Below are 24,154 nucleotides of genomic sequence, written 5' to 3'. Positions count from 1 at the left end.
TTCGCCCGCCACCGAGGGCGCACTCGTCCTCGAAAAATGCCCATCCCCGATTTTATTGCAGGAGCACCTATGACCCGTCCAAAGAAAGCCGAGCCCGCCGCGCACGCCGAACCCTCGCGCATCCGTGAAGGCCTGCCCTTCCCGCTCGGCGCGACCTGGGATGGTCTGGGGGTGAACTTCGCGCTGTTTTCCGCCAACGCCACCCGCGTTGAACTGTGCATTTTCGACGATGCCGGCGAAGTCGAACTCGAGCGCATCGAGCTGCCGGAATACACCGATGAGATCTACCATGGCTATCTGCCCGATGCACATCCGGGCCTGATTTACGGCTACCGGGTCTACGGCCCGTACGACCCGGCCAACGGCCACCGCTTCAACCACAACAAATTGCTGATCGACCCGTACGCCAAACAACTGGTGGGCGAGTTGAAATGGTCCGAGGCGCTGTTCGGTTACACCATCGGCCACCCGGACGCCGATCTCAGCTTCGACGAGCGCGACAGCGCGCCTTTCGTTCCCAAGTGCAAGGTCATCGACCCGGCGCACACCTGGGGCCACGACCACCGCGTCAGCGTGCCGTGGGACAAGACCATCATTTACGAGACCCACGTGCGCGGCATCAGCATGCGCCACCCTTCAGTGCCCGAGAACGTGCGCGGTACGTTTGCCGGGCTGATGGTCGACGATGTGCTGGAGCACATCCGCAAACTCGGGGTGTCGACCGTCGAACTGTTGCCGATCCATGCCTTCGTCAACGATCAGCACCTGCTGCACAAAGGCATGACCAATTACTGGGGCTACAACAGCATCGCGTTCTTCGCCCCGGACCCTCGTTATCTGGCCAGCGGCAAGATCGCCGAGTTCAAGGAGATGGTCGCGCACCTGCACGATGCCAATCTCGAAGTGATTCTCGACGTGGTCTACAACCACACCGCCGAAGGCAACGAGCAAGGCCCGACCCTGTCGATGCGCGGGATCGATAACGCCTCGTACTATCGCCTGATGCCGGACGACAAGCGCTTTTACATCAACGATTCCGGTACCGGTAACACCCTCGATCTGAGCCATCCGTGCGTGCTGCAAATGGTCACCGACTCGCTGCGCTACTGGGCCAGCGAAATGCACGTCGACGGCTTCCGTTTCGATCTGGCGACCATTCTCGGTCGCTATCACGACGGTTTCGATGAACGTCACAGTTTCCTTGTTGCTTGCCGCCAGGATCCGGTGCTGCGTCAGGTGAAAATGATCGCCGAGCCTTGGGATTGTGGTCCCGGCGGTTATCAGGTCGGCAACTTCCCGCCGGGCTGGGTCGAGTGGAACGACAAGTTCCGCGACACCGTGCGAGCGTTCTGGAAAGGCGACGACGGCCAGCTCGCCGACTTCGCCAGCCGCATGACGGCCTCCGGGGAAATGTTCAACCAGCGTGGCCGCCGGCCTTATTCGTCGGTCAACTTCGTCACTGCTCACGACGGTTTCACCCTTAACGATCTGGTGTCGTACAACGACAAGCACAACGAGGCCAACGACGAAAACAATCAGGACGGCAGCAACAACAACCTGTCCTGGAACCACGGCGTCGAAGGCCCTACCGATGACCCGGAAATCAACGCGCTGCGCCACCGGCAGATGCGCAATTTCTTCGCCACCCTGCTGCTGTCCCAAGGTACGCCGATGCTGGTGGCCGGTGACGAATTCGCCCGCACCCAGGACGGCAACAACAACGCCTATTGCCAGGACAGCGAGATCGGCTGGGTCAACTGGGACCTGAGCGAGGACGGCAAGGCGCTGCTCAAATTCGTCAAGCGCCTGATCAAGTTGCGTCTGGCCTACCCGATCCTGCGACGCGGGCGTTTCCTGGTCGGCGAATACAACGAGGATATCGGCGTCAAGGACGTGACCTGGCTTGCACCGGACGCCACGGAGATGACCACCGAACACTGGCATGACGCGCAGAACCGCTGCATGGGCATGCTGCTTGACGGTCGTGCCCAGGAAACCGGGATCCGCCGCAAGGGTGCCGACGCCACGTTGCTGCTGGTGGTCAACGCCCATCACGACATCGTCAACTTCACCTTGCCGGAAGTGCCTGAAGGCAGTTTCTGGACGTGCATGATCGATACCAACCAGCCATCGATCCGTGGCCAGGAGCGTTTTGAATTCGGTCATGAGTACTCGGTCACCGGACGCTCGCTGTTGCTGTTTGAACTGCAGCGCGAAGAAGAGGACTGACATGGACTTGCCCGTCTATCTCTCTCGGCACGCGCCGGACTATCGCGATACTGCCGCCCTCGGCCTGTGTCTGCGGCAACTGGTCGAGGCCGGCCTCGATCGCCTGCCGTTACCCGGCAGCGGTCGTACGCTGGAGCGCTGGCAACGGCTGTCCGAGGTCGGTGGGCATGATCTGGGGCTGTGCAAACTTTACGAAGGTCATACCGATGCGCTGGCAATCATCGAACAACTCGGTGGCTCGCCGACGCCCGGCAGCACGTGGGGCATGTGGGCGGCCGAACCACCGCAGGCGCGGGTGCGGGTCGGCCGCTCGGGGCAACTGGTGCGGCTGAACGGACGCAAGGCCTGGTGCTCCGGGGCGGCGGTGCTCAGTCATGCCCTGCTGACGGCGTGGGATGAGGACGATCGCCAGCAACTGGTGGCCGTGGCCCTCGACCAACCGGGCGTGACCGTCACCGATCAAGGCTGGCAAGCGGTCGGCATGGCGGCCACCGGCAGCGTCGAGGTGCTGTTCGACGAAGTCGAGGCGCAGGCGATCGGCGATCCTGGCGACTACCTGCAACGTCCGGGGTTCTGGCACGGCGGGATCGGGATTGCCGCGTGCTGGTACGGCGCCGCGAGGGAAATCGGTGAACAGCTGCGCCAGCAATGTGCCCGACGTGAAGAACCCCATTCGCTGGCCAGTCTCGGCGCCGTCGACAGCGCCTTGCACGCCGCAGCTCAAGCGCTGCGCGTCAGTGCGCTGGACATCGACAGCAATCCCCACGCCAACGCCGAGTTGCTGGCCCGCCGTGTACGCGCCGTGGTCGAAGATGCCGCCGAACAGGTCATTCGCGAGACAGGTCGGGCGCTCGGTGCCGGGCCGTTCTGCAAGGATCCGCACTTTGCCCGCCTGGCGGCCGACTTGCCGGTTTACCTGCGCCAGAGCCACGCTGAACGCGATCTGGCAGCACTGGGCCGATTGATTGCGCAGCACCCACGGGAGGGTTGGGCCCTATGAAGCGCAATCCGATTGTCGGTGAAGGCACCTCCCTGCAGGAATGGCAGAGCTCACGTCATCTGGCAGCGGTAGACAGTATCGACACTCTTGATCTGGTACCGCCGGGATCGCGAGCGGTGGTGATTGCGCCGCACCCCGACGATGAGGTGCTCGGTTGCGGCGGGCTGTTGCAACAGCTCGCCGCCGCGGGTCGCACGCTGCAACTGATTTCGGTCACCGACGGCAGCGCCAGCCATCCTGGCTCGGAGCGCTGGCCGGTGGAGCGCTTGAGCGTGGTGCGCCCGCAGGAATCCGCCGAAGCCCTGCGTCGTCTTGGCCTGCCCATGCATCAGGTGCAATGGCTGCGTGGCGGCTTCCCCGACACCCAGGTCGCCGCGCGCGAATCGATGCTGTGTGAATACCTGACCCGCTACCTGCAACCCGACGACGTGATCTTCACCACCTGGCGCGAAGACGGCCACAGCGACCACGAAGCCGTCGGCCGTGCCAGCGTCGAGGCTGCGCGCCGGGTGGGTGCAATTTGCCACGAGCTGCCGGTCTGGACCTGGCACTGGGCAACGCCCGAAGACGCCATCGTGCCTTGGGAACGGGCGCGCAAAATCCTGCTCAGCCCCGAACAGGTCGCACGCAAACGCCATGCGGTGCACGCCTTCGCCAGCCAGCTGGAGGGTGATCCCGACGCAGGCCTGGCCCCGGTGCTCAAACCCTATGTCATCGATCGACTGCTGCAACCGTTCGAGGTGGTCTTTCTATGAGTGTCGAGGATCGCTACTTCGAAGGCCTGTTCGCCGGCAATAACGACCCCTGGGGATTTCGCCAGCGCTGGTACGAGCAGCGCAAACGCCTCGTGACCCTGGCGGCCCTGCCCCGCCCGCATTACCGGACGATTTTCGAACCCGGTTGCGCCAACGGCGAACTGAGCGCCGCGCTGGCCGAACGCTGTGATCGGCTGTTGTGCTGCGACACAAGCGCCGCCGCGGTCAATCTGGCGCGCACCCGGCTGAGCCTGTTCGACCACGCCGAAGTCCGTCAATGTCGGTTGCCTGGCGACTGGCCGGCGGAAAAATTCGACCTGATCGTATTCAGCGAAATCGGCTACTACCTCGACCGGCAGGATCTGACGGAGGTCATCCATCGCATCAGTGATTCATTGACGGCAGACGGGCAATTACTGGCCTGTCACTGGCGCCCGGTTATCGAAGGCTGCCCGCTTAATGCCCGACAGGTTCACGACCTGATTCACGAACAGTTGCACCTGCCGCGAGTGGTCCTGCATCAGGAAGCGGATTTTCTGCTGGAAGTCTGGAGTCGCGAACCTCGTTCGGTGGCCGCGCTGGAGGGGTTGCGATGATTGGCATCCTGATCCCGGCACACAACGAAGAAGAGTGGCTCGATGACTGCCTGCACGCCGCCTTACGCGCCGCCGGGCATCCGATGCTGGCCGGTGAGCCGGTGGAGGTCCTGGTGGTACTCGACAGTTGTACCGACCGTTCGGCGCACATCGTCAGCCAGTATCCGGTGCAGGCGCTGAGCATTGATGCCCGCAATGTCGGCCAGGCCCGGGCCATCGGCGCGCAACAACTGCTTGATCGGGGTGCTCGCTGGATTTCCTGCTCCGACGCCGACAGCCGCGTCGCCGAAGACTGGCTGGTGGAACAACTGGGATTGGGCACCGATGCGGTATGCGGCACGGTGACGGTCGAGCGCTGGCATGAAACGTTCGATGAAGCCGCGCAGATTCGCTATCACGGTCATTACCAGGCCTGTGAAGGTCACCGGCACATCCATGGCGCCAATCTGGGTGTCAGCGCGCAAGCCTACGTGCGCGCCGGCGGCTTCGAACCGTTGTCCTGTGACGAAGATGTGCAGCTGGTGCGCCAACTGGAGCTTTGCGGGGCCAGCATCGCCTGGAGCCATCGCCCGCAAGTCATCACCAGCGCCCGTCTGGACAGTCGCGCACGCGGCGGTTTTGGCGACTATCTGCGACAGTTGGCACAGACTGAATAAAAAAAAGCGGATCAGGTTGATCTGTGACGCGACGAACTGTCCTTCTTGAGCAATACTCTGCAGCGCAGCAATCCAGGGTTCGGAGCGCTGCAGGGCTATCCACCAGCCTTCACGGGTCGTACACGCCTCTCATGGCGCGCACGACTGAGGGCGAGACACAACAAGGATGTATCACTCATGAAACCGTTATCCCTCAGCGAGAGCGGCCTGCCGGCGCAGATCTGGAACAGTGCCGCGCAGCTCGACAACATTCCCGTCATCAACACCCACACATTGGTTCCACCCGGTGCCCGCGCCGTGGTCATCGCCCCGCACCCCGGCGATGAAGTGGTGACCTGCGGCGGCCTGCTGCAACTGCTTTCCAGCCTCGGCCATCCCTTGCAACTGCTGTCGATCACCGATGGCAGCGCCAGTCATCCGGGCTCGCGCCAGTGGTCGGAGAAACGCCTGAGCGTGTTTCGCCCGCAGGAGAGTGTCGAAGCCCTGCGCCGTCTGGGATTGCCAATGCACAGCCTGAAATGGGTGCGCGGCGGTTTCACCGACAACGCCCTGCACGATCAGGAATCTCAACTGACCGAATTCATCGCCCGCTACCTGCGTCCTGGTGATGTGGTTTTCAGCACCTGGTGCAACGACGGCACCGCCGATCATGAAGTGGTGGGCCGGGCCAGCGCCAAAGCCGCACAACAGGTCGGCGCCACCTACCACGATGTGCCGGTCTGGGCCTGGCACTGGCCGGAACGGGATCAGGCGCAGATTCCTTGGCACCGCGCACGCAAGCTGCGCCTCGATACCTGGACCGTTGCGCGCAAGAGCCACGCCACCCATGCCTACGCCAGCCAGCTCAATGGCGAACCGGCGATCGGGATCGCGCCGCTGCTGCCCAAGTCGATTCTGGAGCGCATGCGCCTGCCCTACGAGATCGTCTTCGTCGATTGACGGTCCGTCGGGCGCGGGCAGCCACTCAAAGTGAACTGCCCGCGCCCGGATCAGTCGCATGAACAGGCAGTCATGATTCAGAGGAGTGAACGTGTCCAGCGATCCCAAGCGTCATGCCGTCGACGCACAGACCTCGACCCCGTCCGCCATCCATCGCCTGCGGGTGCTGACGGTCAATACGCACAAGGGTTTCACCGCGCTCAATCGACGTTTCATCCTTCCGGAACTGCGCGAAGCGGTGCGCAGTACCTCGGCCGATCTGGTGTTTCTGCAGGAAGTAGTGGGCGAGCACGAGCGACATTCCAGCCGCTACAACGAATGGCCGCAAACTTCGCAGTACGAATTCCTCGCCGACAGCATGTGGAGCGATTTTGCCTACGGCCGCAATGCGGTCTATCCCGACGGCCATCATGGCAACGCCCTGTTGTCGAAATACCCGATCCGCGAATACCGCAACCTCGACGTCTCCATTACCGGCCCTGAACGGCGCGGGTTCTTGCACTGCGTCCTGGATGTGCCGGGGCATGCCGAAGTGCATGCCATCTGCGTGCACCTGAGCCTGCTCGAAAGCCATCGGCAATTGCAGTTGCAGCTGCTCTGCCAGTTGCTCGAATCGCTGCCCGACGATGCGCCGGTGATCATCGCCGGTGACTTCAATGACTGGCAGTTGCAAGGCAACGTCGCCCTCGCCCGCCGCGACTACCTGCACGAAGCCTTCGAACGCCATCACGGCCGCCCGGCGAAGACCTACCCCGCGCGTTTCCCGTTGCTGCGACTGGACCGGGTCTACCTGCGCAATGCCAGCAGCCACGACCCGCGGATCCTCGGCAACAAGCCGTGGACGCATCTCTCGGATCATTTGCCGCTGGCCGTTGAAGTGCATTTGTAGCGCGATACTGACAGCTGTCTTCACCCAAAAAGCCACGCGAAACCGGTTGCCGCATTCGGTTTCGCAGACCGGCTGTCGGCTATAAAACGCCTCTGCCTCGCGGCTTTCACAGCCATTGGCTCTACAAACAAGCACTTAGATAAATGCGCAAAAACATAAGCTTGCATCACCCGTTTTGACCCGACCACTCATCGTCCAATTTCTTGACGCAAGGGCTCCGGTCTTCTTAGCTCTACCTTACTACCCCCGGAAATACTACTCGGGGCGAACCTCAGGCCACTCGTCAAAACGGGCGGCCTCGGGCTCGCCACGCTCCATTCGGTCGCCCCTCGTTCGGGGTAGGAGAGACGCCAAGGCGAGATATCACATGCGCTAGCAAGGTAGAACTCCATGAAAACCTCACTCACCTCACAAGAGATCAAAGTCACGTTCTGCACCGTTTCAAGTTCTATCTTGCTGTGCTCGTCCATGGAGGCGCAGGCGGGTCCTGTGGCGGACGAGGCGACGCCCTGGTATCGCCAGGACATTCCCGTCATGACCCTCCCCGCCACGGTCGTGACCCCGGGGCCGCAACGGCTGAGCTCACAGCCGGATCTGCGCGGCACAAACCTGATCACCGAAGACCTCGCGCCCTCGGCCTGGGATCAAATCTACGGACAGACGTCCCGCCAGGCGCAAACCGACGTCCTCAGCCCGGGCTTCGCCACGCCCGGCACTGGCGACTTCAAAGGTCCCGCCGTGCTGACCCTGAAAAGCAGCAGCGGCCACACCCAGCAGGTCGGCCTGATCGGCGGGGTCAATCAGATCAAGGCCAATGGCAGCGGACTGATCACCAGCCGCGCCCTCGCCGATCCGAACACCGACACCCTCAACCTGCAAGGTCAGAGCCTGGGCGCCTACTACAGCTTGAGTGGCCCACAGGGCTGGCACGTTGACTTGTCGGCCAGTGGCGGTCGGGTCAGCGGTTTCAGTCGTAACGAGCAAGGTGCACGCCTGGCCACCGAAGGCAGCGCGATGACGCTGTCGGTAGAAGGCGGATTCCCGATCGGTCTGGGTGAAAACTGGGTGGTTGAACCGCAAGCGCAATTGATCAACCAGCGCATCACTCTGGATACGCCGTACGCAGGCTCGGGCAACGCCTCTTCCAGTGACATTACATCGTGGAGCGGCCGGGTCGGTGCGCGCTTGAAAGGCAGCTACGATCTGAACGGGTTGCCCGTTGAGCCCTACGTGCGCACGAACCTGTGGCACACGGTGTACACCGGCGACACGGTGACGCTGGATCAGGTGGACAAGATCAGCAGCAGCCGCAAATCCTCGACCGTGGAGGTCGGACTGGGGTTGGTGGCGAGAATGACGCCGACGGTGAGTGTGTATGTCAGCGCCGATTACAGCAGCGACGTGGATGACAACGATCTGAACGGGTTGATTGGCAGCCTGGGGGTCCGGATGCGTTGGTAAAGACGATATGCACGATCGTCCCCACGCTCTGCGTGGGAACGATCTCGCGTGAGGTCAGCCCTCAGGCTTGAGGATCAACACCGCCAGCGGCGGCAGGTTCAGCTCCAGCGACAACGCCTGCCCATGACTAGCCACCTCTTCGGTGAACGCCCCGCCGCCATTGCCATAATTGGAACCGGCATAAGTGTCGGCATCACTGTTGAGCAACTCCTTCCAGCGCCCGGCAAACGGCACACCGACGCGATACGACTGACGCGGCACCGGGGTGAAGTTGGCCACCACCAGCACCGGCGTGCCGTCCTTGCTCCAGCGCAGCCATGCGTAAACGCTGTTGATCGCATCGTCACCGATCAACCACTGGAAGCCTTCCGGCGCATCATCCTGCTCGTGCAGCGCCGGTTCTTCGCGGTAGAGCCGGTTGAGATCAGCGACCAGTTTCTGCACGCCTTTGTGTTCCGAGTACTGCAGCAGATACCAGTCGAGCTGCTGGTCGTGATTCCACTCGCGCCACTGGCCGAACTCGCAGCCCATGAACAGCAGCTTCTTGCCCGGATGGGTCCACATGAAACTCAGATAGGCGCGCAGGTTGGCGAATTTCTGCCAACGGTCGCCGGGCATCTTGTCGATCAGCGAATGCTTGCCGTGCACCACTTCGTCGTGGGAAATCGGCAGGATGAAACGCTCGGACCAGGCGTACACCAGGCCGAAACTCAACTCGTTGTGGTGGTGGGCGCGGTACACCGGATCCTGCTGGATGTAATGCAGCGAATCGTGCATCCAGCCCATGTTCCATTTGTAGGCAAAACCGAGGCCGCCTTGTTGGGTGCTCTGGCTGACGCCAGGCCACGCCGTGGATTCCTCGGCGATCACCAGCGCACCCGGTGCCTCCAGCGCTACCACATCGTTCAAATGCCGCAGGAAGTCGATGGCTTCGAGGTTCTCGCGACCGCCATGACGGTTCGGCACCCACTCGCCGGCCTTGCGCGAATAGTCGCGATACAGCATCGACGCCACCGCATCGACCCGCAGACCGTCAATGTGGAAATGCTTCAACCAGTGCAGCGCCGACGCCAGCATGTAGCCATGCACTTCAGTGCGGCCCAGGTTGTAGATCAGCGTGTCCCAGTCCTGATGGAAGCCTTCCAGCGGGTTGCCGTATTCGTACAGTGCCGTGCCGTCGAATTGGGCGAGGCCATGGGTGTCGGTGGGAAAATGCGCTGGCACCCAGTCGAGAATCACACCGATGCCGGCCTGGTGACAGGCATTGACGAAATCGCCGAATTGCTCGGGCGTGCCGTAACGCGCGCTCGGGGCGAATTGCGACAGCAACTGATAACCCCAGGAACCGCCGAACGGGTGCTCCATGATCGGCATCAGTTCGATATGAGTGAAACCCAGCTCCTTCACATACGGGATCAAACGTTCGGCCAGCTCCGGCCAGGTGTACTGGCGCGCCACTTCACCGAGATCGTCGAGTTCGCATTGCCAGGAACCGGCATGCAACTCGTAGATCGAGAGTGGCGCATTGTGCTGCTGGCGCTCGCGACGGCTGCTCATCCAGTCCTGATCCTGCCAGTCGATCTGCAACGGCGAGGCGACTTTCGAGGCGGTGTCCGGCGGCAGGCTGGTGGCCAGCGCCATCGGGTCGGCCTTCAGCGGCAGAATGCCGTGGGCGCCGAGGATTTCGTACTTGTACAGCTCGCCCGCCTGCAACCGTGGAATGAACAGCTCCCAGACCCCGGACGGGTGCCGCAGACGCATCGGATGCCGCCGCCCGTCCCAGACGTTGAAGTCTCCCACCACCGACACCCGCCGGGCATTCGGTGCCCACACGGCAAAGCGCACACCGTCGACGCCATCGACGGTTTTCAGCTGCGCGCCGAGGCAACTGCTGAGGTCGCGGTGATTGCCTTCGGCGAACAGATACAAATCCATTTCACCGAGCAACTGACCAAAGCTGTAAGGATCTTCCGCGACCTGTTCACCACCGGCCCAGCGAGTGCGCAACAGGTACGGCCGTGCGCCCTCGAAATGGCCGACAAACAGCCCCGGTGTTTCGGTGGCCTCCAGCGGACCGAGCTCTTCGCCACTGTTTTTATCGACGACAGAAACGCTCAACGCGCCGGGCAGATACGCCCGGATAAATTGCCCGCCGGCACCATCGCCGTGGGGGCCAAGAATGGAAAATGGGTCGTGATGTTCTGCGCGCACCAAAGCATCAATGTCTTTTGCAGTGGGCAGCAATCTTTCTTTAGCGTGACCCTGTTCCCTGTTCGAGAAACTCATGACTACTCTCCACCAAGATCGGAAAAGGGTTTGAGCCCCGTCAATAACCCGTACAGACCGTGCAGCGGCACGGGCAGCCAGGTGGGGCGATTTTCGGCTTCATAGGCCACTTCGTAGGCCGCTTTCTCCAGACCGAACAACGCCAGTGCGGCGTCGGCACCTTCAGGATCTTGCCAAGCATGATCAAGACTAGCTGCCGCTTGGCGATATGCCTGGAGAAATGCTTCCCGGGCTTCACGCAGGTAACGCTCCGTGACCCGCCGACGCGCGGCTTCGGCCTCGGGGCTGTTGTCGACGTTGTGCACATTCAGGGCCATGGCCGCGGCGTAATCGAAGGAACGCAGCACACCACTGACGTCCTTGTACGGGCTGTGCTTGCCCCGGCGTTCGGCCAGTGGCCGCGCCGGTTCGCCCTCGAAGTCGATCAGGTAGGCGTCGCCCTTGATCACCAGCACCTGCCCCAAATGCAGGTCGCCGTGCACGCGGATCCGCAAGCCGCCAGCGGACTGTTTGGCCAACTCCTGCACGTGGGCAAGGATGGTTTTCTTGTTGTCGAGCAACCGACCGACCAGCTTCTGATCCGCCGCGTCGAGTTCGCCCTGATGCTGCTTGAGCAACTTCAACGCATGCTCGACCTGCGCCGCGACATCCTTGCCGGTCGCCTGCGCATCCTTGGCCGAACTGACTTGCGGCGCGAAGTCCTGGTTGTCGCTTGGCGCTGCCAGCACCTGATGCATTTCCCCAAGACGCTGGCCGAGCATGCCGGCAAAATCCTTCAGTTCACCCAGGGCGTTGTAGTGTTGCGCCTGCTCGGACACGGCGTCCGCCAATTCATCGCGCAGCGCCCGTTCAAGGTTGTTCTGCGTCCATTCCCAGGCATCGCCCTGATTGCTCAGGTAGCCTTGGGCGATCATCAGCAGGTTGTCTTCGCCCTTCCCGTCCCGGCGAATCACCGAGCCGAGCAGCGGAGAGATATTGGCAAATCCGGCCGCCGTCAGGTAAGCGCTCATCTCCAGTTCCGGGTGTACGCCGGAAGCGACTTTGCGGATCAGCTTGAGCACCAGACTGTTGCCGATCACCACCGAACTGTTGGACTGCTCGGCGGACAGATAGCGCACTTCGGATTCCGCACCGAGGCCGAGTTTTTCCAGTTGCGACGTTGCCTCGAAACGGATCTCGCCCTCACTGGATTCCAGCACCGTTCCGCTCTGCATGCCTTCGAGCACCGCGCGAATAAACGCTTCGAGACTGAACGCATCGGTGATCAACCCGACCTGACGCACCCGACGCACTCGGGCCAAAGCCAGTTGTTGCGGCAACGCCGGCCCGACCTGATCTTCGGCAATGAAGCCGAACGGCAATTGATAACGGCTGGTCTGCCCGCCGCTCTGCACTTCGATTTCACTGAGCAGCACCGGATGCTGCGCGTCGCCGAAGCGCACGCCGTAGGCCAGTTTCACCTGGTCAATCGCAGCGTCCTTGCCGGCGAACCAGCGGCGGTTTTGCAGCCAGCTCGGCAGGATCGCCTGTTCGAGGGTGGCGCGGGACGGCGCTTCGAGCAGTTCTTCCATGCGCTTTTTCAGCACCAGAGTGGTGAAGTCCGGCAGGCTCTGCGCCGGCTCGACGTGCCAGCTCGGCATCTGGTTTTCCGCCGCCAGGCCGAACCAGTAGAAACCGTAAGGCGGCAGGGTCAGAAGGAAACTCAACTGGCCGATGGGCGGGAACGCGTTCCCGCCGAGCATCTCCACCGGCACCATGCCGACGTAGGCCGACAGGTCGAGCTCAACGGCTTGCGCACTGCGGGATACGTTGGCCACGCACAGAATGATTTCGTGCTTGCCGTCCGGCCCGGTGTATTCACGGGTGTAGGCCAGCACGCGACGATTGGCCGGCGAGAGCATTTTCAGCGTGCCGCGACCGAACGCCTTGGACTGCTTGCGCACGGTCAGCAGGCGTCGGGTCCAGTTGAGCAGCGAATGCGGGTCGCCGGCCTGAGTTTCGACGTTGACCGACTGGTAGCCGTATTGCGGATCCATGATCGGCGGCAGCACCAGACTGGCCGGATCGGCGCGAGAGAATCCGCCGTTGCGGTCGATCGACCACTGCATCGGTGTACGCACGCCGTCGCGGTCGCCCAGATAGATGTTGTCGCCCATGCCGATTTCATCGCCGTAATACAGGGTCGGCGTGCCGGGCATCGACAGCAGCAGACTGTTGAGCAGTTCGATGCGGCGGCGATCACGCTCCATCAGCGGCGCCAAACGCCGGCGAATCCCGAGATTGATCCGAGCGCGACGGTCGGCGGCGTAGTAGTTCCAGAGGTAGTCGCGTTCTTTGTCGGTGACCATCTCCAGCGTCAGCTCATCGTGGTTGCGCAGGAAGATCGCCCATTGGCAATTGGCCGGGATCTCCGGGGTCTGACGCAGGATGTCGGTGATCGGGAAGCGGTCTTCCTGGGCCAACGCCATGTACATGCGCGGCATCAGCGGGAAGTGGAACGCCATGTGGCATTCGTCGCCATTCACGCCCTCGGCGTCGGTATCGCCGAAATACAACTGGGTGTCTTCCGGCCATTGGTTGGCCTCGGCCAGCAGCATGCGATCCGGGTAATTAGCGTCGATCTCGGCGCGGATCTGCTTGAGGACGTCGTGGGTTTCCGGAAGGTTTTCGTTGTTGGTACCGTCGCGCTCGATCAGGTACGGAATCGCATCCAGGCGCAGGCCGTCGATGCCCATGTCCAGCCAGTAGCGCATCACCGACAGCACCGCTTTCATGACTTGCGGGTTGTCGAAATTCAGGTCCGGCTGGTGCGAATAGAAGCGGTGCCAGAAGTACTGGCCGGCTACCGGATCCCAAGTCCAGTTGGACTTTTCGGTGTCGAGGAAAATGATCCGGGTGCCGTCGTATTTCTGGTCGTCATCCGACCACACATAGAAATCCCGCGCCGCCGAACCGGGCTTGGCCTTGCGCGCCCGCTGGAACCACGGGTGCTGATCGGAGGTGTGGTTGATGACCAGCTCGGTGATCACCCGCAACCCACGCTTGTGCGCTTCGGCAATGAACCGCTTGGCGTCGGCCATCGTCCCGTAATCGCTGTGCACGCCACGGTATTCGGCAATGTCGTAACCGTCGTCGCGGCGTGGCGAGGGGTAGAACGGCAACAGCCAGATGGTGTTGACGCCGAGTTCGGCGATGTAATCGAGTTTGGCGATCAGGCCGGGAAAGTCGCCGATCCCGTCGTTGTTGGAATCGAAAAAGGATTTGACGTGAACTTGATAGATGACCGCGTCCTTGTACCAGAGCGGGTCTTTGATGAAGGTGGCAGCCTTGGGTTTCTTCGCCATGTGAAACTCCTGTTGAATTCAATAAGGGCGCCCTGCGCAGATCGCGGATCGCTGATCGTTCCCACGTCGAGGCGTCGAACCGTCCGCGTGGGAATGCATACCGGGACGCTCCGCGTCCCCAAGCGGACGCAGAGCGTCCATGGCGGCATTCCCACGCAGAGCGTGGGAACGATCAGGCAGGGGATCTGTGTTCAGGCAGTGATCCGCCAGATTCCGAACGGCTGGTAAGCCGGGTCGATCCGCATGAACTGGTACTTGCCGTGCCAGTCCCAGCGATGGCCATTCATCAGGTCTTCGCCGTGGGTGGTGGCATCGTCCGGCAGGCCCATTTCCCACAGCGGGAGCTCGAAATTCGCCTCCTGCACGTGATGCGGATCGAGGCTGACGGCCACCAGAATGAAGTTGCTGCCGTCCGCGCTGCGCTTGCCGAAATACAGAATGTTGTCATTCCAGGCGTTGTAGATCTTCAGGCCCAGATGGCTGTGCAGCGCCGGATTCTGCCGGCGGATGCGGTTGAGCTGGGCGATCTCGGCAATGATGTTGCCGGGCTGGTTGAAGTCGCGGACGCGGATCTCGTACTTCTCGGAATCGAGGTACTCCTCCTTGCCCGGCACCGGCGCCGATTCGCACAGTTCGAACCCGGAATACATACCCCACAAGCCCGAGCCCATGGTCGCCAGCGCCGCGCGGATGAGAAATCCGGGACGTCCCGATTCATGCAGGAACGCCGGGTTGATGTCCGGGGTGTTGACGAAGAAATTCGGCCGGTAGCACTCGCGCCACGGCGATTCATTGAGTTCGCTGAAATAGGTCGCCAGTTCGGCCTTGGTGTTGCGCCAGGTGAAATAGGTGTAGCTCTGGGTGTAACCGACCTTGCCCAGCCGCGCCATCATCGCCGGCGTAGTGAAGGCTTCAGCGAGGAAGATCACTTCCGGGTACAACGTACGGACATCGGCGATCAACCATTGCCAGAACGGCAGCGGCTTGGTGTGCGGGTTGTCGACCCGAAAGATCTTCACGCCCTCCTGCACCCAGCCGACCACGATGTCGCGCAATTCGACCCACAGGCTCGGAATCGCTTCCGGCGCATAGAAGTCGACGTTGACGATGTCCTGGTATTTTTTCGGCGGGTTCTCGGCGTATTTGATCGTGCCGTCCGGCCGCCAGTTGAACCACCCCGGATGCTGCTTGAGCCACGGGTGATCCTGGGAACACTGAATGGCGAAATCGAGGGCGATTTCCAGACCATGGTCAGCGGCTGCGGCCACCAGCCGGCGGAAGTCCTCGCGGGTGCCGAGCTGCGAGTGAATCGCTTCGTGGCCGCCCTCCTCGCTGCCGATCGCATACGGGCTGCCAGGATCGTCCGGGCCGGCGGTCAGGGAATTGTTGCGGCCCTTGCGATGGCTGCGGCCAATCGGGTGGATCGGCGTGAAGTACAACACGTCGAAGCCCATGTCCTGAATCATCGGCAGGCGCGCGTGCACGTCATTGAAGGTGCCGTGGCGGGCGGGATCGTCGGTGATCGAGCGGGGAAACAGTTCGTACCAGCTGGCGAATTCCGCCAGTTCGCGCTCCACGTCCACCGGGAATTCCGGGCTGAGACTCAGATAGGCGCGGTGATCGGCCTCGGCCATCAGTTGCGCACTGCGCGAGTGCAGAAACAACGCGACCTGCTCGGTTTCGAGCAGGCCGGACAATTCGTGGTGCAGGCCGGCCAGTTGTTCGCTCAGCTGACCTTCACTGCGCTCGGCGGCCTGTTGCACCATGGTGCGCCCCTCTTGCAGCTCGAGGCTGACCGGGACGGCGGCGGTGTGCTTTTTCTCCAGTTCGTACTGAAAACTGGCGAACTGGTCGATCCAGGCTTCGATCAGAAACAGATAACGGCCCACGCGCTGTGGCTGGAAAACGCCTTTCCAGCCGTTATTGCCCTGATCGGACATGACCTCGGTCTGCCACGACTCATCGCCCTCTTCGCGCCAGCGGATGCGCACCGCCAGTTTGTCGTGACCGTCGGCGAACACCTTGCTGGTGACCACGATCTCGCGGCCCGCGATCGCCTTGACAGCAAACTGTCCGCCGTCGAGGGTCGGCGCGGTGTTTTCTATGACGATGCGCGGCAACAGCAAGGCCTGCGACAGCGGTATATGCGGGTTGTAGCTCTGTTCCGAGGGTTTTTCAGCAGTCATTGAGCATCTCTCCTTAACGCCCCAAGGACGCTCGTTTGCCTGTTTGGCGGTCACGGCCGGGCCTTCGCCCGATGATGAACTCTCTCAGGTTCCGAGCGGCCGTCGCCGGGAAAAGTTCACAGGGATTTGCCGCGCTACAAAATCGGATCGATTTCGCAGTGAAGTGGTCAATCCACTTAAGCACGTCCCACGCCAAGTGCCACACGGAGGTTCACCCGATGACTATTCCGATTCCCGCTGAAACACCCGATCCGAACATCGATAAACCGACCCTGCCCGAGACCGAGCCGCAGCCGATTCCCGAACAGGAACCGCCTGGCACCACGCCACCACCGAAGGAAGAACCACCCACGACCATGCCGCCGGTAATCGTCTGATCAGCGTAGGTCGCTGTGGTCTTTCTCGATGCGGTCCTTCTCGATGTGATCCTTTTCGAAGACCCTGACGATCCGCGGCATGACACTGAATATTCCCAACGCGAGCAACGTACTGAGCACCGCCGTCGCCTCGCGGCCCAGACCGGCCGCGACGCCGATGGCGGCAGTCATCCACAAACCGGCGGCGGTGGTCAGGCCCTTGACGTGGCCTTCGTCGCCTTCATGATTTTTCAGGATGGTGCCGGCCCCGAGAAAGCCGATCCCGGCAATCACCCCCTGCACCACCCGGCTCATCGCGTCGGCCTGGGAACCGGACAATTGCGGTACCAGCACGAACAACGCCGCGCCAAGGGCTACCAGCATGTGCGTTCGCACCCCGGCAGCCTTGCCCTTGTGCTCGCGCTCAAACCCGAGAATCCCGCCCAATATGGCCGCCATCAACAGGCGCACGGTGATCCGGGTCAGTTGCGACGCATCGCCGATGTCGGCAAATTCCGCTTGCAGGGTTTCCCACACTTCATGCCACCAAGCGTTCATCGGCCAGTCCTTGTTATGAGTTGATAAAGGATGGACAGCGCCGACCATTAATCGGTTGCGTAGAACGATCTGCAGAACCGCGCACCCAAATGATTCAGACTCCCGTGAAAAAAGGACAACCCCATGCCCCTTCGTATCGATGAAAGCAATCCGGAATCGAAAGTCTGTTTTTTCACCGTTGAAAACGGTGAGGAAATCCGGATCTGCGACACGCTGGAAGTCAGGACAGATAGCGAAAAAGCCATGTCGTTCGTCGAAGTGGAAGGACGGCGCATCTACGTCACCGAGGCCGAAGCTGATGCATTGACCGTCGCCGGCGCCCGGGATGGACGCAAACACCTGAAGGCCGACGACAGTGATTCGGTGATTTGACTGACCTCGATCAACAAGCGGCGCAGGCGTCTGGGATAGGCGTCTGCGCCTCGGCCCACGGGCTGCTTCAAGTTGTCGCAGGCGTTTGTGCGAAACCCATCTGATACGCTTTTTATTGAAATACCTGAGTCTGTTATGCAAACAGATCGGCGCTCATAGTTCCCTGGCCTGATGGAGGCTGATGAGCGAACGACCATGAGCGAACGAATCCCCGTCCGAACCGTAGAAGCATCTCCCCAGATAAAAAAAGTACCGGCGCGCCCAATGAAGGCGAAACACGCCACCAGCGACAACCAGATCTTCACCCGCAGCTTCACCGGCCTTTTCCGCACCCTGCGCATGAGCGGCGCGGGGTTTCTGTTCCTGTTGTTTTTCGGCACGGTGTGGCTGAACTGGGGCGGTCGTCAGGCGGTGCTCTGGGACCTTTCCGAAAGCAAATTCCACATCTTTGGCGCGACCTTCTGGCCGCAGGATTTCATTCTGCTCTCGGCGCTGCTGATCATCGCCGCGTTCGGCCTGTTCGCGATTACCGTGTTCGCCGGCCGGGTGTGGTGTGGCTACACCTGCCCGCAGAGTTCGTGGACGTGGATCTTCATGTGGTGCGAGAAGATCACCGAAGGTGAACGCAACCAGCGGATCAAGCTGCAGGCTGCACCGTGGAGCCTGAACAAACTGGCCCGGCGTGCGGCCAAGCACACGCTGTGGCTGGCGATCAGCGTACTGACCGGCCTGACTTTCGTCGGCTACTTCACCCCGATCCGGCCATTGGCCGAAGAGTTGCTGACCTTGCAGATCGGCGGTGTCAGCCTGTTCTGGGTGCTGTTCTTCACCGCCGCCACCTACATCAATGCCGGCTGGCTGCGTGAGGCGGTGTGCATGCACATGTGCCCCTATGCACGGTTCCAGAGCGTGATGTTCGACAAGGACACGCTGGCGATTTCCTACGACGTGGCCCGTGGCGAAAACCGTGGTCCGCGCAAACGCGAGGTGAAACCGGCCGAAGCCGGACTCGGCGATTGCATCGACTGCCAGTTGTGCGTGCAGGTCTGCCCGACCGGCATCGACATCCGCGACGGCCTGCAAATGGAATGCATCGGCTGCGCGGCGTGCATCGACGCCTGCGATTCGATCATGGACAAGATGAATTACCCCCGTGGCCTGATTCGCTATACCTCCGAGCGTGAGTTGCAGGGCGGCAAGACGCACTTGTTGCGCCCGAGATTGATCGGCTACGTCGCGGTGCTGGTGGTGATGATCGGCGCCCTCGCCCTGGCGTTGGTGGAACGGCCGATGGTGTCGTTGGACGTGACCAAGGATCGTGGTCTGTTCCGTGAGAACGGTCTGGGCCAGATTGAGAACATCTACACCCTCAAGGTCATCAACAAAACCCAGCAGCGTCAGGACTACAACCTGAGCCTGGTGGATGGCGACGGCTTCCAGCTGCAAGGCAAGACTGAGCTGAGCCTGGCGCCGGGCGAAATTGTCGATGTGCCGGTGTCCGTGGCGATGACCACGGAACGCGCGGCCAGCAGCTCGCAGACCTTGAGTTTCAAGATTGCCGACAGTGATGAGCCTGAGGTTTATAGCGTGGCGAAGAGCCGGTTTGTTGCGCCGATGAATCGGTGAGGCTTTAAGATGGCGGCGGTTTCGGGGGGTGTGGTGTGTCAGTACAACTGCCCCTCACCCTAGCCCTCTCCCAGAGGGAGAGGGAACCGACCGCAATGTCTGGCGTTATACATCGACCTGAAAAACCGAGTCGATTATGGATTCACTGCTGCACGATCAGGTCGGCGTAACTCTGCAGCATCCCACGATCAGTCCCCTCTCCCTCCGGGAGAGGGCTAGGGTGAGGGCTGATGCCACTGACCCACCACAAAAACACCAAACACCACGTACCAAGGCCCCCGATGAAACGCTACGAAAAATTCGCCGACGACATCGCTGAACTGATCCGCTCCGGCGTCCTCGGCCCCGGTCAGCGGGTGCCGTCGGTGCGCTACGCAAGCCAGACTTACGGCGTCAGCCCGTCCACGGTGTTCCAGGCCTACTACCTGCTGGAGCGTCGCGGCCTGATCCGTGCCCGCCCGCGCTCCGGCTATTTCGTCAACACCCACGCGCCGAGCCCGTTCTCGGAGCCGGTGATCAGCAGCCAGGTCAACGAGTCCACCAAGGTCGACGTCAGCGAACTGGTGTTCTCGGTACTCGAATCAATCAAGGATCCGAGCACCGTGCCATTCGGCTCGGCATTCCCCAGCCCGACCCTGTTCCCCCTGCAGCGTCTGTCCCGCTCGCTGGCCAGTGCCGCCCGGGAGATGGACCCGCGCATGGTGGTCACCGACATGTCGCCGGGCAACCCGCAACTGCGTCGGCAGATCGCCCTGCGCTACATGGTCGGCGGCCTGATGCTGCCGATGGAAGAATTGCTGATCACCAACGGCGCCCTCGAAGCGCTGAACCTGTGCCTGCAAGCGGTGACCGAACCCGGCGATCTGGTGGCCATAGAAGCCCCGGCGTTTTACGCCAGCCTGCAAGTACTGGAACGCCTGAAGCTCAAAGCCGTGGAAATCCCCGTGCACCCGCGCGACGGCATCGACCTCGGCGTGCTCGCCCAGACGCTTGAGCGGCACCCGATCAAGGCCTGCTGGTGCATGACCAGTTTCCAGAACCCGATGGGCGCGACCATGCCCGAGGCCAAGAAACAGGAGTTGGTGGAACTGCTGAAACAGCATCAAGTGCCGTTGATCGAAGACGACGTCTACGCCGAACTTTATTACGGCCAGCAGGCACCGAAACCGGCCAAAGCCTTCGACACCGAAGGTCTGGTGATGCACTGCGGCTCGTTCGCCAAAAGCCTCGCCCCCGGCTACCGCATCGGCTGGGTCGCCGCCGGCCGCTATGCGCAAAAGATCGAACGGCTGAAACTGATGACCTCGCTGTGCGCCTCGATGCCCGCGCAAGCCGCCATCGCCGACTACCTGCAACACGGCGGCTACGACCGTCACCTGCGCAAACTGCGCTACGCCCTGGAAGAACAGCAAAGCGCGATGCTCGCAGCCATCGCCCGCTACTTCCCGGCGCAGACGCGCGTGAGCCAACCGGCCGGCGGCTACTTCCTGTGGCTGGAACTGCCACCGCAGATGGATTCGTTGAAGTTGTTTCAGATGGCGTTGGCGCAAGGCATCAGCATTGCGCCGGGGCCGATTTTTTCGCCGACCCAGCGCTTCAGGAATTGCATTCGATTGAACTACGGCAGCCCGTGGACCGAGGATGCGGAGAAGGCAATGGAGACGTTGGGGCGGATTGTGCGGTCGTTCTGAAAGACCGCTGATCGTTCCCACGCAACCAGTTCAACGCCTAGACGATGATCGTTCCCACGTCGAGGCGTCGAACCGTCCGCGTGGGAATGCCTCAAGGGACGCTCCGCGTTCCAGCTCTGGAAGGGACGCGGAGCGTCCCGGGCTGCATTCCCACGCGGAGCGTGGGAACGATCATTAACGGCCGCCGCCGAGATCGACAAAAGTCCCGGTGGCATAAGAAGCCTTGTCCGACAGCAACCACACAATCGCCTCGGCAACTTCATCCGGCCGCCCGCCCCGAGCCATCGGAATCGCCGACTCCAGCTTGCTGACCCGATCCGGGTCGCCGCTCAACGCGTGGAAATCGGTATAGATGTAGCCCGGACGCACCGCATTCACGCGAATCCCCTCGCCCGCCACTTCCTTGGACAGGCCGATGGTGAACGTATCCAGCGCGCCTTTGGACGCTGCGTAATCGACGTATTCGTTGGGCGATCCCAGCCGCGCGGCGACCGAGGAAACGTTGACGATGCTCCCACCCTGCCCGCCGTGTTTGGGCGACATGCGCAGGATCGCGTGCTTGGCGCAGAGAATCGGCGCCAAGACGTTGGTTTTCATGATTTTGAGGATGCGGAATTCGGACATTTCGTCGACCCGGGATTTTTGCCCCACGGTGCCGGCGTTGTTCACCAGGGCGGTGACGCGGCCCAGTTCGCTGTCGACCCGGTTGAACAGCGCGATCACTTCGTCTTCGATACTGACATCGGCGCGCACAGCGATGGCCGTGGCGCCGCGCTCACGCACCTGATCGAGCACGTGGTGAGCGGCCTGTTCGTCCGTCTGGTAATTGATGCAGATCCGGTAGCCTTGCTCGGCAGCCAACAATGCAGTGGCGGCGCCGATTCCTCGACCGCCGCCGGTGATCACAATGACTTTATCCATGCTGGCCTTTCCCCCGATGCACACGTGACAGTCGGGGCAAGAATAACCGTCATTGCAGGGTTTTGCATGACCTGCGATTAGCGGCTCAGCTCACCGCCAATGGTTTGCCGCGCGCGATGTCCTGCAGAAAGCGATCCGCCGGCATCGGGTGACCGAGCAGATAACCCTGCAGTGAATCGCAACCCAGTTGCGTCAGGAAATCCTGCTGCGAGTCGGTCTCCACACCTTCAGCCACGATGCGCAGCCCCAGTGCCTGACCGAGGGCGACGATCGCCGAGACGATAGCCGCGTCATCGCTGTCGTGTTCCAGATCGCGGACAAAACCGCGGTCGATTTTCAGCTCGTTGGCCGGCAGACGCTTGAGATACATCAGGCTCGAATAGCCGGTGCCAAAATCGTCGATGGACAGATCGACGCCCATGTCGGCCAGCTCCTGCAACACCGTCATGCTCGCATCGGCGTCGCTCATGGCGGTGGTTTCGGTGATTTCCAGGGTCAGGCTGTTGGCCGGCAAATGGTGGGTGGCCAGGGCCTTGGCCACGCTGCGCACCAGTCCTGAGTGGCAGAACTGCAATGCCGACAGGTTCACCGCAATCCGCCAGTCGGTGTAACCCAGCACGTACCATTCGCGCATCTGCCTGCAGGCTTCGTTGAGCACCCATTCGCCAATCGGAATGATCAGTCCGGTCTTCTCCGCCAGATCGATGAACTTGTCCGGCATCAGCATGCCTTGGGTCGGATGTTCCCAGCGCACCAGCGCCTCGGCACCGACCGGACGACCATCGGCCGCATGGAATTTGGGTTGGTAATGCAGGCTGAACTCGCCGTGCTCAAGCGCCGCCCGCAAGTCCTGCAGCAGTTGCAGCTGCTTGCGGGCGTTGCTGTTCATCGAGGCGTCGAAGAAGCTGTAGCCGTTCTTGCCGCCGCCCTTGGCGTGATACATCGCGGCGTCGGCGTTCATCAGCAGTTCCTGGGCGTTCTGGCCATTACCCGGATACAGGGCGATGCCGACGCTGGCGGAAATCTGCAGCTCATGTTCGGCGACCCGGAACGACTGCGCGATCAAGCCGACCTGACGGGCCGCCAGGCCCAGTGCATCGTTGGGCTCGGTCAGGCGCACCAGCAAGACAAATTCATCGCCGCCGATCCGCGCCAGCGTGTCGAGGCTGCGCAAGTCCTCACGCAGTCGCACCGCCACTTCGCGCAGCAACTGGTCGCCCATGTGGTGACCGAAAGCGTCGTTGACCGGTTTGAAGCCGTCCAGATCGATGAACATCAGCGCAAAACAGCCGCCCTGTTCGTTGACCTTTTTCATCGCCTGATTGATCCGGTCGTCCAGCAGCATGCGGTTCGGCAGGCCGGTCAGGGTGTCGTGCAAGGCCAGTTGGGTGAGTTCGCGGTTGGCCACGGTCAACGAATGGGCCAGATCAGCCGTGCGGGCTTCGAGGCGCGCGTCGAGAATCGAAGTCAGCAGCGCGATGGCCAGTACCGCGAGCGTGGTGATCAGCACCAGATTGTCGAGGCCGTTGCCGTTCAGACCGCTGAGTGCCGCGCCGCAGAAACTGCCGTCGGGAAACCGCGCTGCCGCCATGCCGGTGTAGTGCATGCCGACAATCGCCACGCCCATGACAATCGCCGCCCCGGCACGGAACAACCGCACGTAAGGCGAGTGTTGACGCAGTCGGAAAGCGATCCACAGCGCTGCCGCGGACGCGCCGACAGCGATCAACAACGAGGCGCCGAACAGTGTCGGATCGTAGTCGATGCCTGGCTGCATGCGCATCGCGGCCATACCGGTGTAGTGCATGGCGCTGATGCCGGCGCCCATGATCAACGCGCCAAAGGCCAGTTGCCAGGCTGGCAGTTTCGGCTGGCTGACCAGCCACAGCGCAAAACCGCAGGACAGCACGGCGATCAACAATGAGAGCGCCGTGATCGAAATGTCGTAACCGAGGCTGATCGGCAGCTTGAACGCCAGCATGCCAATGAAGTGCATCGACCAGACGCCGATGCCCATGGCAAACGCCCCGCCGGCCGTCCATAAATGCACGGCGCGGCCCTTGGCAGTGGCAATGCGCCCGGTGAGATCGAGCGCGGTGTAGGAAGCGAGGATCGCCACACACAGCGAAATGAAAACCAGCGTGAAGGAATAGCTACCGATGAGCATGAGAATTCTCGTGACCACCCCGCCGTACTGCGTCCGTTCTCAGCGGGGCCAAATGCGCCGATTGTACTGATTGCACGGAAGAACGCACTGACAAAGTAATCAAATGGCCATCAACCCGATGA

The 24,154-nt window shown here is 61.9% G+C and carries 18 protein-coding genes; 12 read left to right on the top strand and 6 right to left on the bottom strand.

Annotated features, from left to right (window positions below; all coding sequences use genetic code 11):
• The first annotated feature begins 69 nt into the window (after positions 1–69).
• From glgX to EIY71_RS00120, 8 genes are all read left to right on the top strand, one after another.
• Complete coding sequence (gene glgX, locus EIY71_RS00155; protein WP_134019780.1) at positions 70–2,229, top strand: glycogen debranching protein GlgX; 2,160 nt, start codon at positions 70–72, stop codon at positions 2,227–2,229.
• 1 nt (position 2,230) lies between these two features.
• Complete coding sequence (locus EIY71_RS00150; RefSeq protein WP_085745822.1) at positions 2,231–3,229, top strand: acyl-CoA dehydrogenase; 999 nt, start codon at positions 2,231–2,233, stop codon at positions 3,227–3,229.
• A complete protein-coding gene (locus tag EIY71_RS00145) occupies positions 3,226–3,984 on the top strand; it encodes a PIG-L deacetylase family protein (protein WP_102686267.1) in 759 nt (252 codons plus the stop codon). The genes EIY71_RS00150 and EIY71_RS00145 overlap by 4 nt, the downstream gene beginning before the upstream one ends.
• Positions 3,981–4,580 (top strand): SAM-dependent methyltransferase, encoded by a 600-nt coding sequence (locus tag EIY71_RS00140; RefSeq protein ID WP_085745824.1) that lies wholly within the window; start codon positions 3,981–3,983, stop codon positions 4,578–4,580. Before EIY71_RS00145 ends, EIY71_RS00140 begins: the two co-directional genes overlap by 4 nt.
• Positions 4,577–5,236, top strand: coding sequence for a glycosyltransferase family 2 protein (locus EIY71_RS00135; protein WP_085745825.1), 660 nt, complete (start codon positions 4,577–4,579; stop codon positions 5,234–5,236). The genes EIY71_RS00140 and EIY71_RS00135 overlap by 4 nt, the downstream gene beginning before the upstream one ends.
• Before the next feature lie 177 nt (positions 5,237–5,413).
• Complete coding sequence (locus EIY71_RS00130; RefSeq protein ID WP_085745826.1) at positions 5,414–6,175, top strand: PIG-L deacetylase family protein; 762 nt, start codon at positions 5,414–5,416, stop codon at positions 6,173–6,175.
• Between the two features lie 91 nt (positions 6,176–6,266).
• Positions 6,267–7,064 (top strand): endonuclease/exonuclease/phosphatase family protein, encoded by a 798-nt coding sequence (locus EIY71_RS00125; protein ID WP_134019777.1) that lies wholly within the window; start codon positions 6,267–6,269, stop codon positions 7,062–7,064.
• A 390-nt stretch (positions 7,065–7,454) separates the two neighbouring features.
• Positions 7,455–8,525: an autotransporter outer membrane beta-barrel domain-containing protein gene (locus tag EIY71_RS00120; RefSeq protein WP_134019774.1), complete on the top strand. Its 1,071-nt coding sequence runs from the start codon at positions 7,455–7,457 to the stop codon at positions 8,523–8,525.
• Between the two features lie 54 nt (positions 8,526–8,579).
• Here the strand turns inward: EIY71_RS00120 and glgB are convergent, their stop codons facing one another.
• From glgB to EIY71_RS00105, 3 genes are all read right to left on the bottom strand, one after another.
• Positions 8,580–10,811: a 1,4-alpha-glucan branching protein GlgB gene (glgB, locus tag EIY71_RS00115; RefSeq protein WP_134019772.1), complete on the bottom strand. Its 2,232-nt coding sequence runs from the start codon at positions 10,809–10,811 to the stop codon at positions 8,580–8,582.
• Between the two features lie 2 nt (positions 10,812–10,813).
• Positions 10,814–14,155: a maltose alpha-D-glucosyltransferase gene (gene treS / locus EIY71_RS00110; RefSeq protein ID WP_134019770.1), complete on the bottom strand. Its 3,342-nt coding sequence runs from the start codon at positions 14,153–14,155 to the stop codon at positions 10,814–10,816.
• A gap of 191 nt (positions 14,156–14,346) precedes the next feature.
• The gene (locus tag EIY71_RS00105; protein ID WP_134019768.1) at positions 14,347–16,341 is read right to left on the bottom strand and encodes an alpha-1,4-glucan--maltose-1-phosphate maltosyltransferase; all 1,995 of its coding nucleotides are present in this window, start codon (positions 16,339–16,341) and stop codon (positions 14,347–14,349) included.
• A gap of 218 nt (positions 16,342–16,559) precedes the next feature.
• Here EIY71_RS00105 and EIY71_RS28495 point away from each other — a divergent pair, with 218 nt between their 5' ends.
• A complete protein-coding gene (locus EIY71_RS28495) occupies positions 16,560–16,718 on the top strand; it encodes a hypothetical protein (protein WP_165369575.1) in 159 nt (52 codons plus the stop codon).
• On the opposite strand, the gene EIY71_RS00100 is transcribed toward EIY71_RS28495, so the two are convergent.
• Entirely contained in the window at positions 16,719–17,255 is a 537-nt protein-coding gene (locus tag EIY71_RS00100; RefSeq protein ID WP_085745831.1) for an MgtC/SapB family protein, read from the bottom strand.
• A 123-nt stretch (positions 17,256–17,378) separates the two neighbouring features.
• On the opposite strand from EIY71_RS00100, the gene EIY71_RS00095 reads away from it, so the two are divergent.
• From EIY71_RS00095 to mapR, 3 genes are all read left to right on the top strand, one after another.
• The gene (locus EIY71_RS00095; protein WP_007952135.1) at positions 17,379–17,627 is read left to right on the top strand and encodes a DUF3203 family protein; all 249 of its coding nucleotides are present in this window, start codon (positions 17,379–17,381) and stop codon (positions 17,625–17,627) included.
• Positions 17,628–17,822: 195 nt separating this feature from the next.
• Positions 17,823–19,253 (top strand): cytochrome c oxidase accessory protein CcoG, encoded by a 1,431-nt coding sequence (ccoG, locus tag EIY71_RS00090; RefSeq protein WP_134019766.1) that lies wholly within the window; start codon positions 17,823–17,825, stop codon positions 19,251–19,253.
• Between the two features lie 281 nt (positions 19,254–19,534).
• Positions 19,535–20,944, top strand: a complete 1,410-nt coding sequence (mapR, locus tag EIY71_RS00085) for a GntR family transcriptional regulator MpaR (RefSeq protein ID WP_039772397.1) — start codon at positions 19,535–19,537, stop codon at positions 20,942–20,944.
• A gap of 174 nt (positions 20,945–21,118) precedes the next feature.
• Here mapR and EIY71_RS00075 read toward each other — a convergent pair whose 3' ends face one another.
• Positions 21,119–21,865, bottom strand: coding sequence for an SDR family oxidoreductase (locus EIY71_RS00075; RefSeq protein WP_007955033.1), 747 nt, complete (start codon positions 21,863–21,865; stop codon positions 21,119–21,121).
• Positions 21,866–21,950: 85 nt separating this feature from the next.
• On the bottom strand, positions 21,951–24,032 hold the full coding sequence (locus EIY71_RS00070) for a bifunctional diguanylate cyclase/phosphodiesterase (protein ID WP_102718045.1): 2,082 nt from the start codon (positions 24,030–24,032) through the stop codon (positions 21,951–21,953).
• Positions 24,033–24,154: the final 122 nt, after the last annotated feature.

It is taken from the genome of Pseudomonas sp. CH235 (assembly GCF_004368175.1).
Taxonomy (GTDB): domain Bacteria; phylum Pseudomonadota; class Gammaproteobacteria; order Pseudomonadales; family Pseudomonadaceae; genus Aquipseudomonas; species Aquipseudomonas paraglycinae.
The sequence above is the reverse complement of the archived record's forward strand: the minus strand, read 5'-3'. Positions and strand labels throughout refer to the sequence as shown.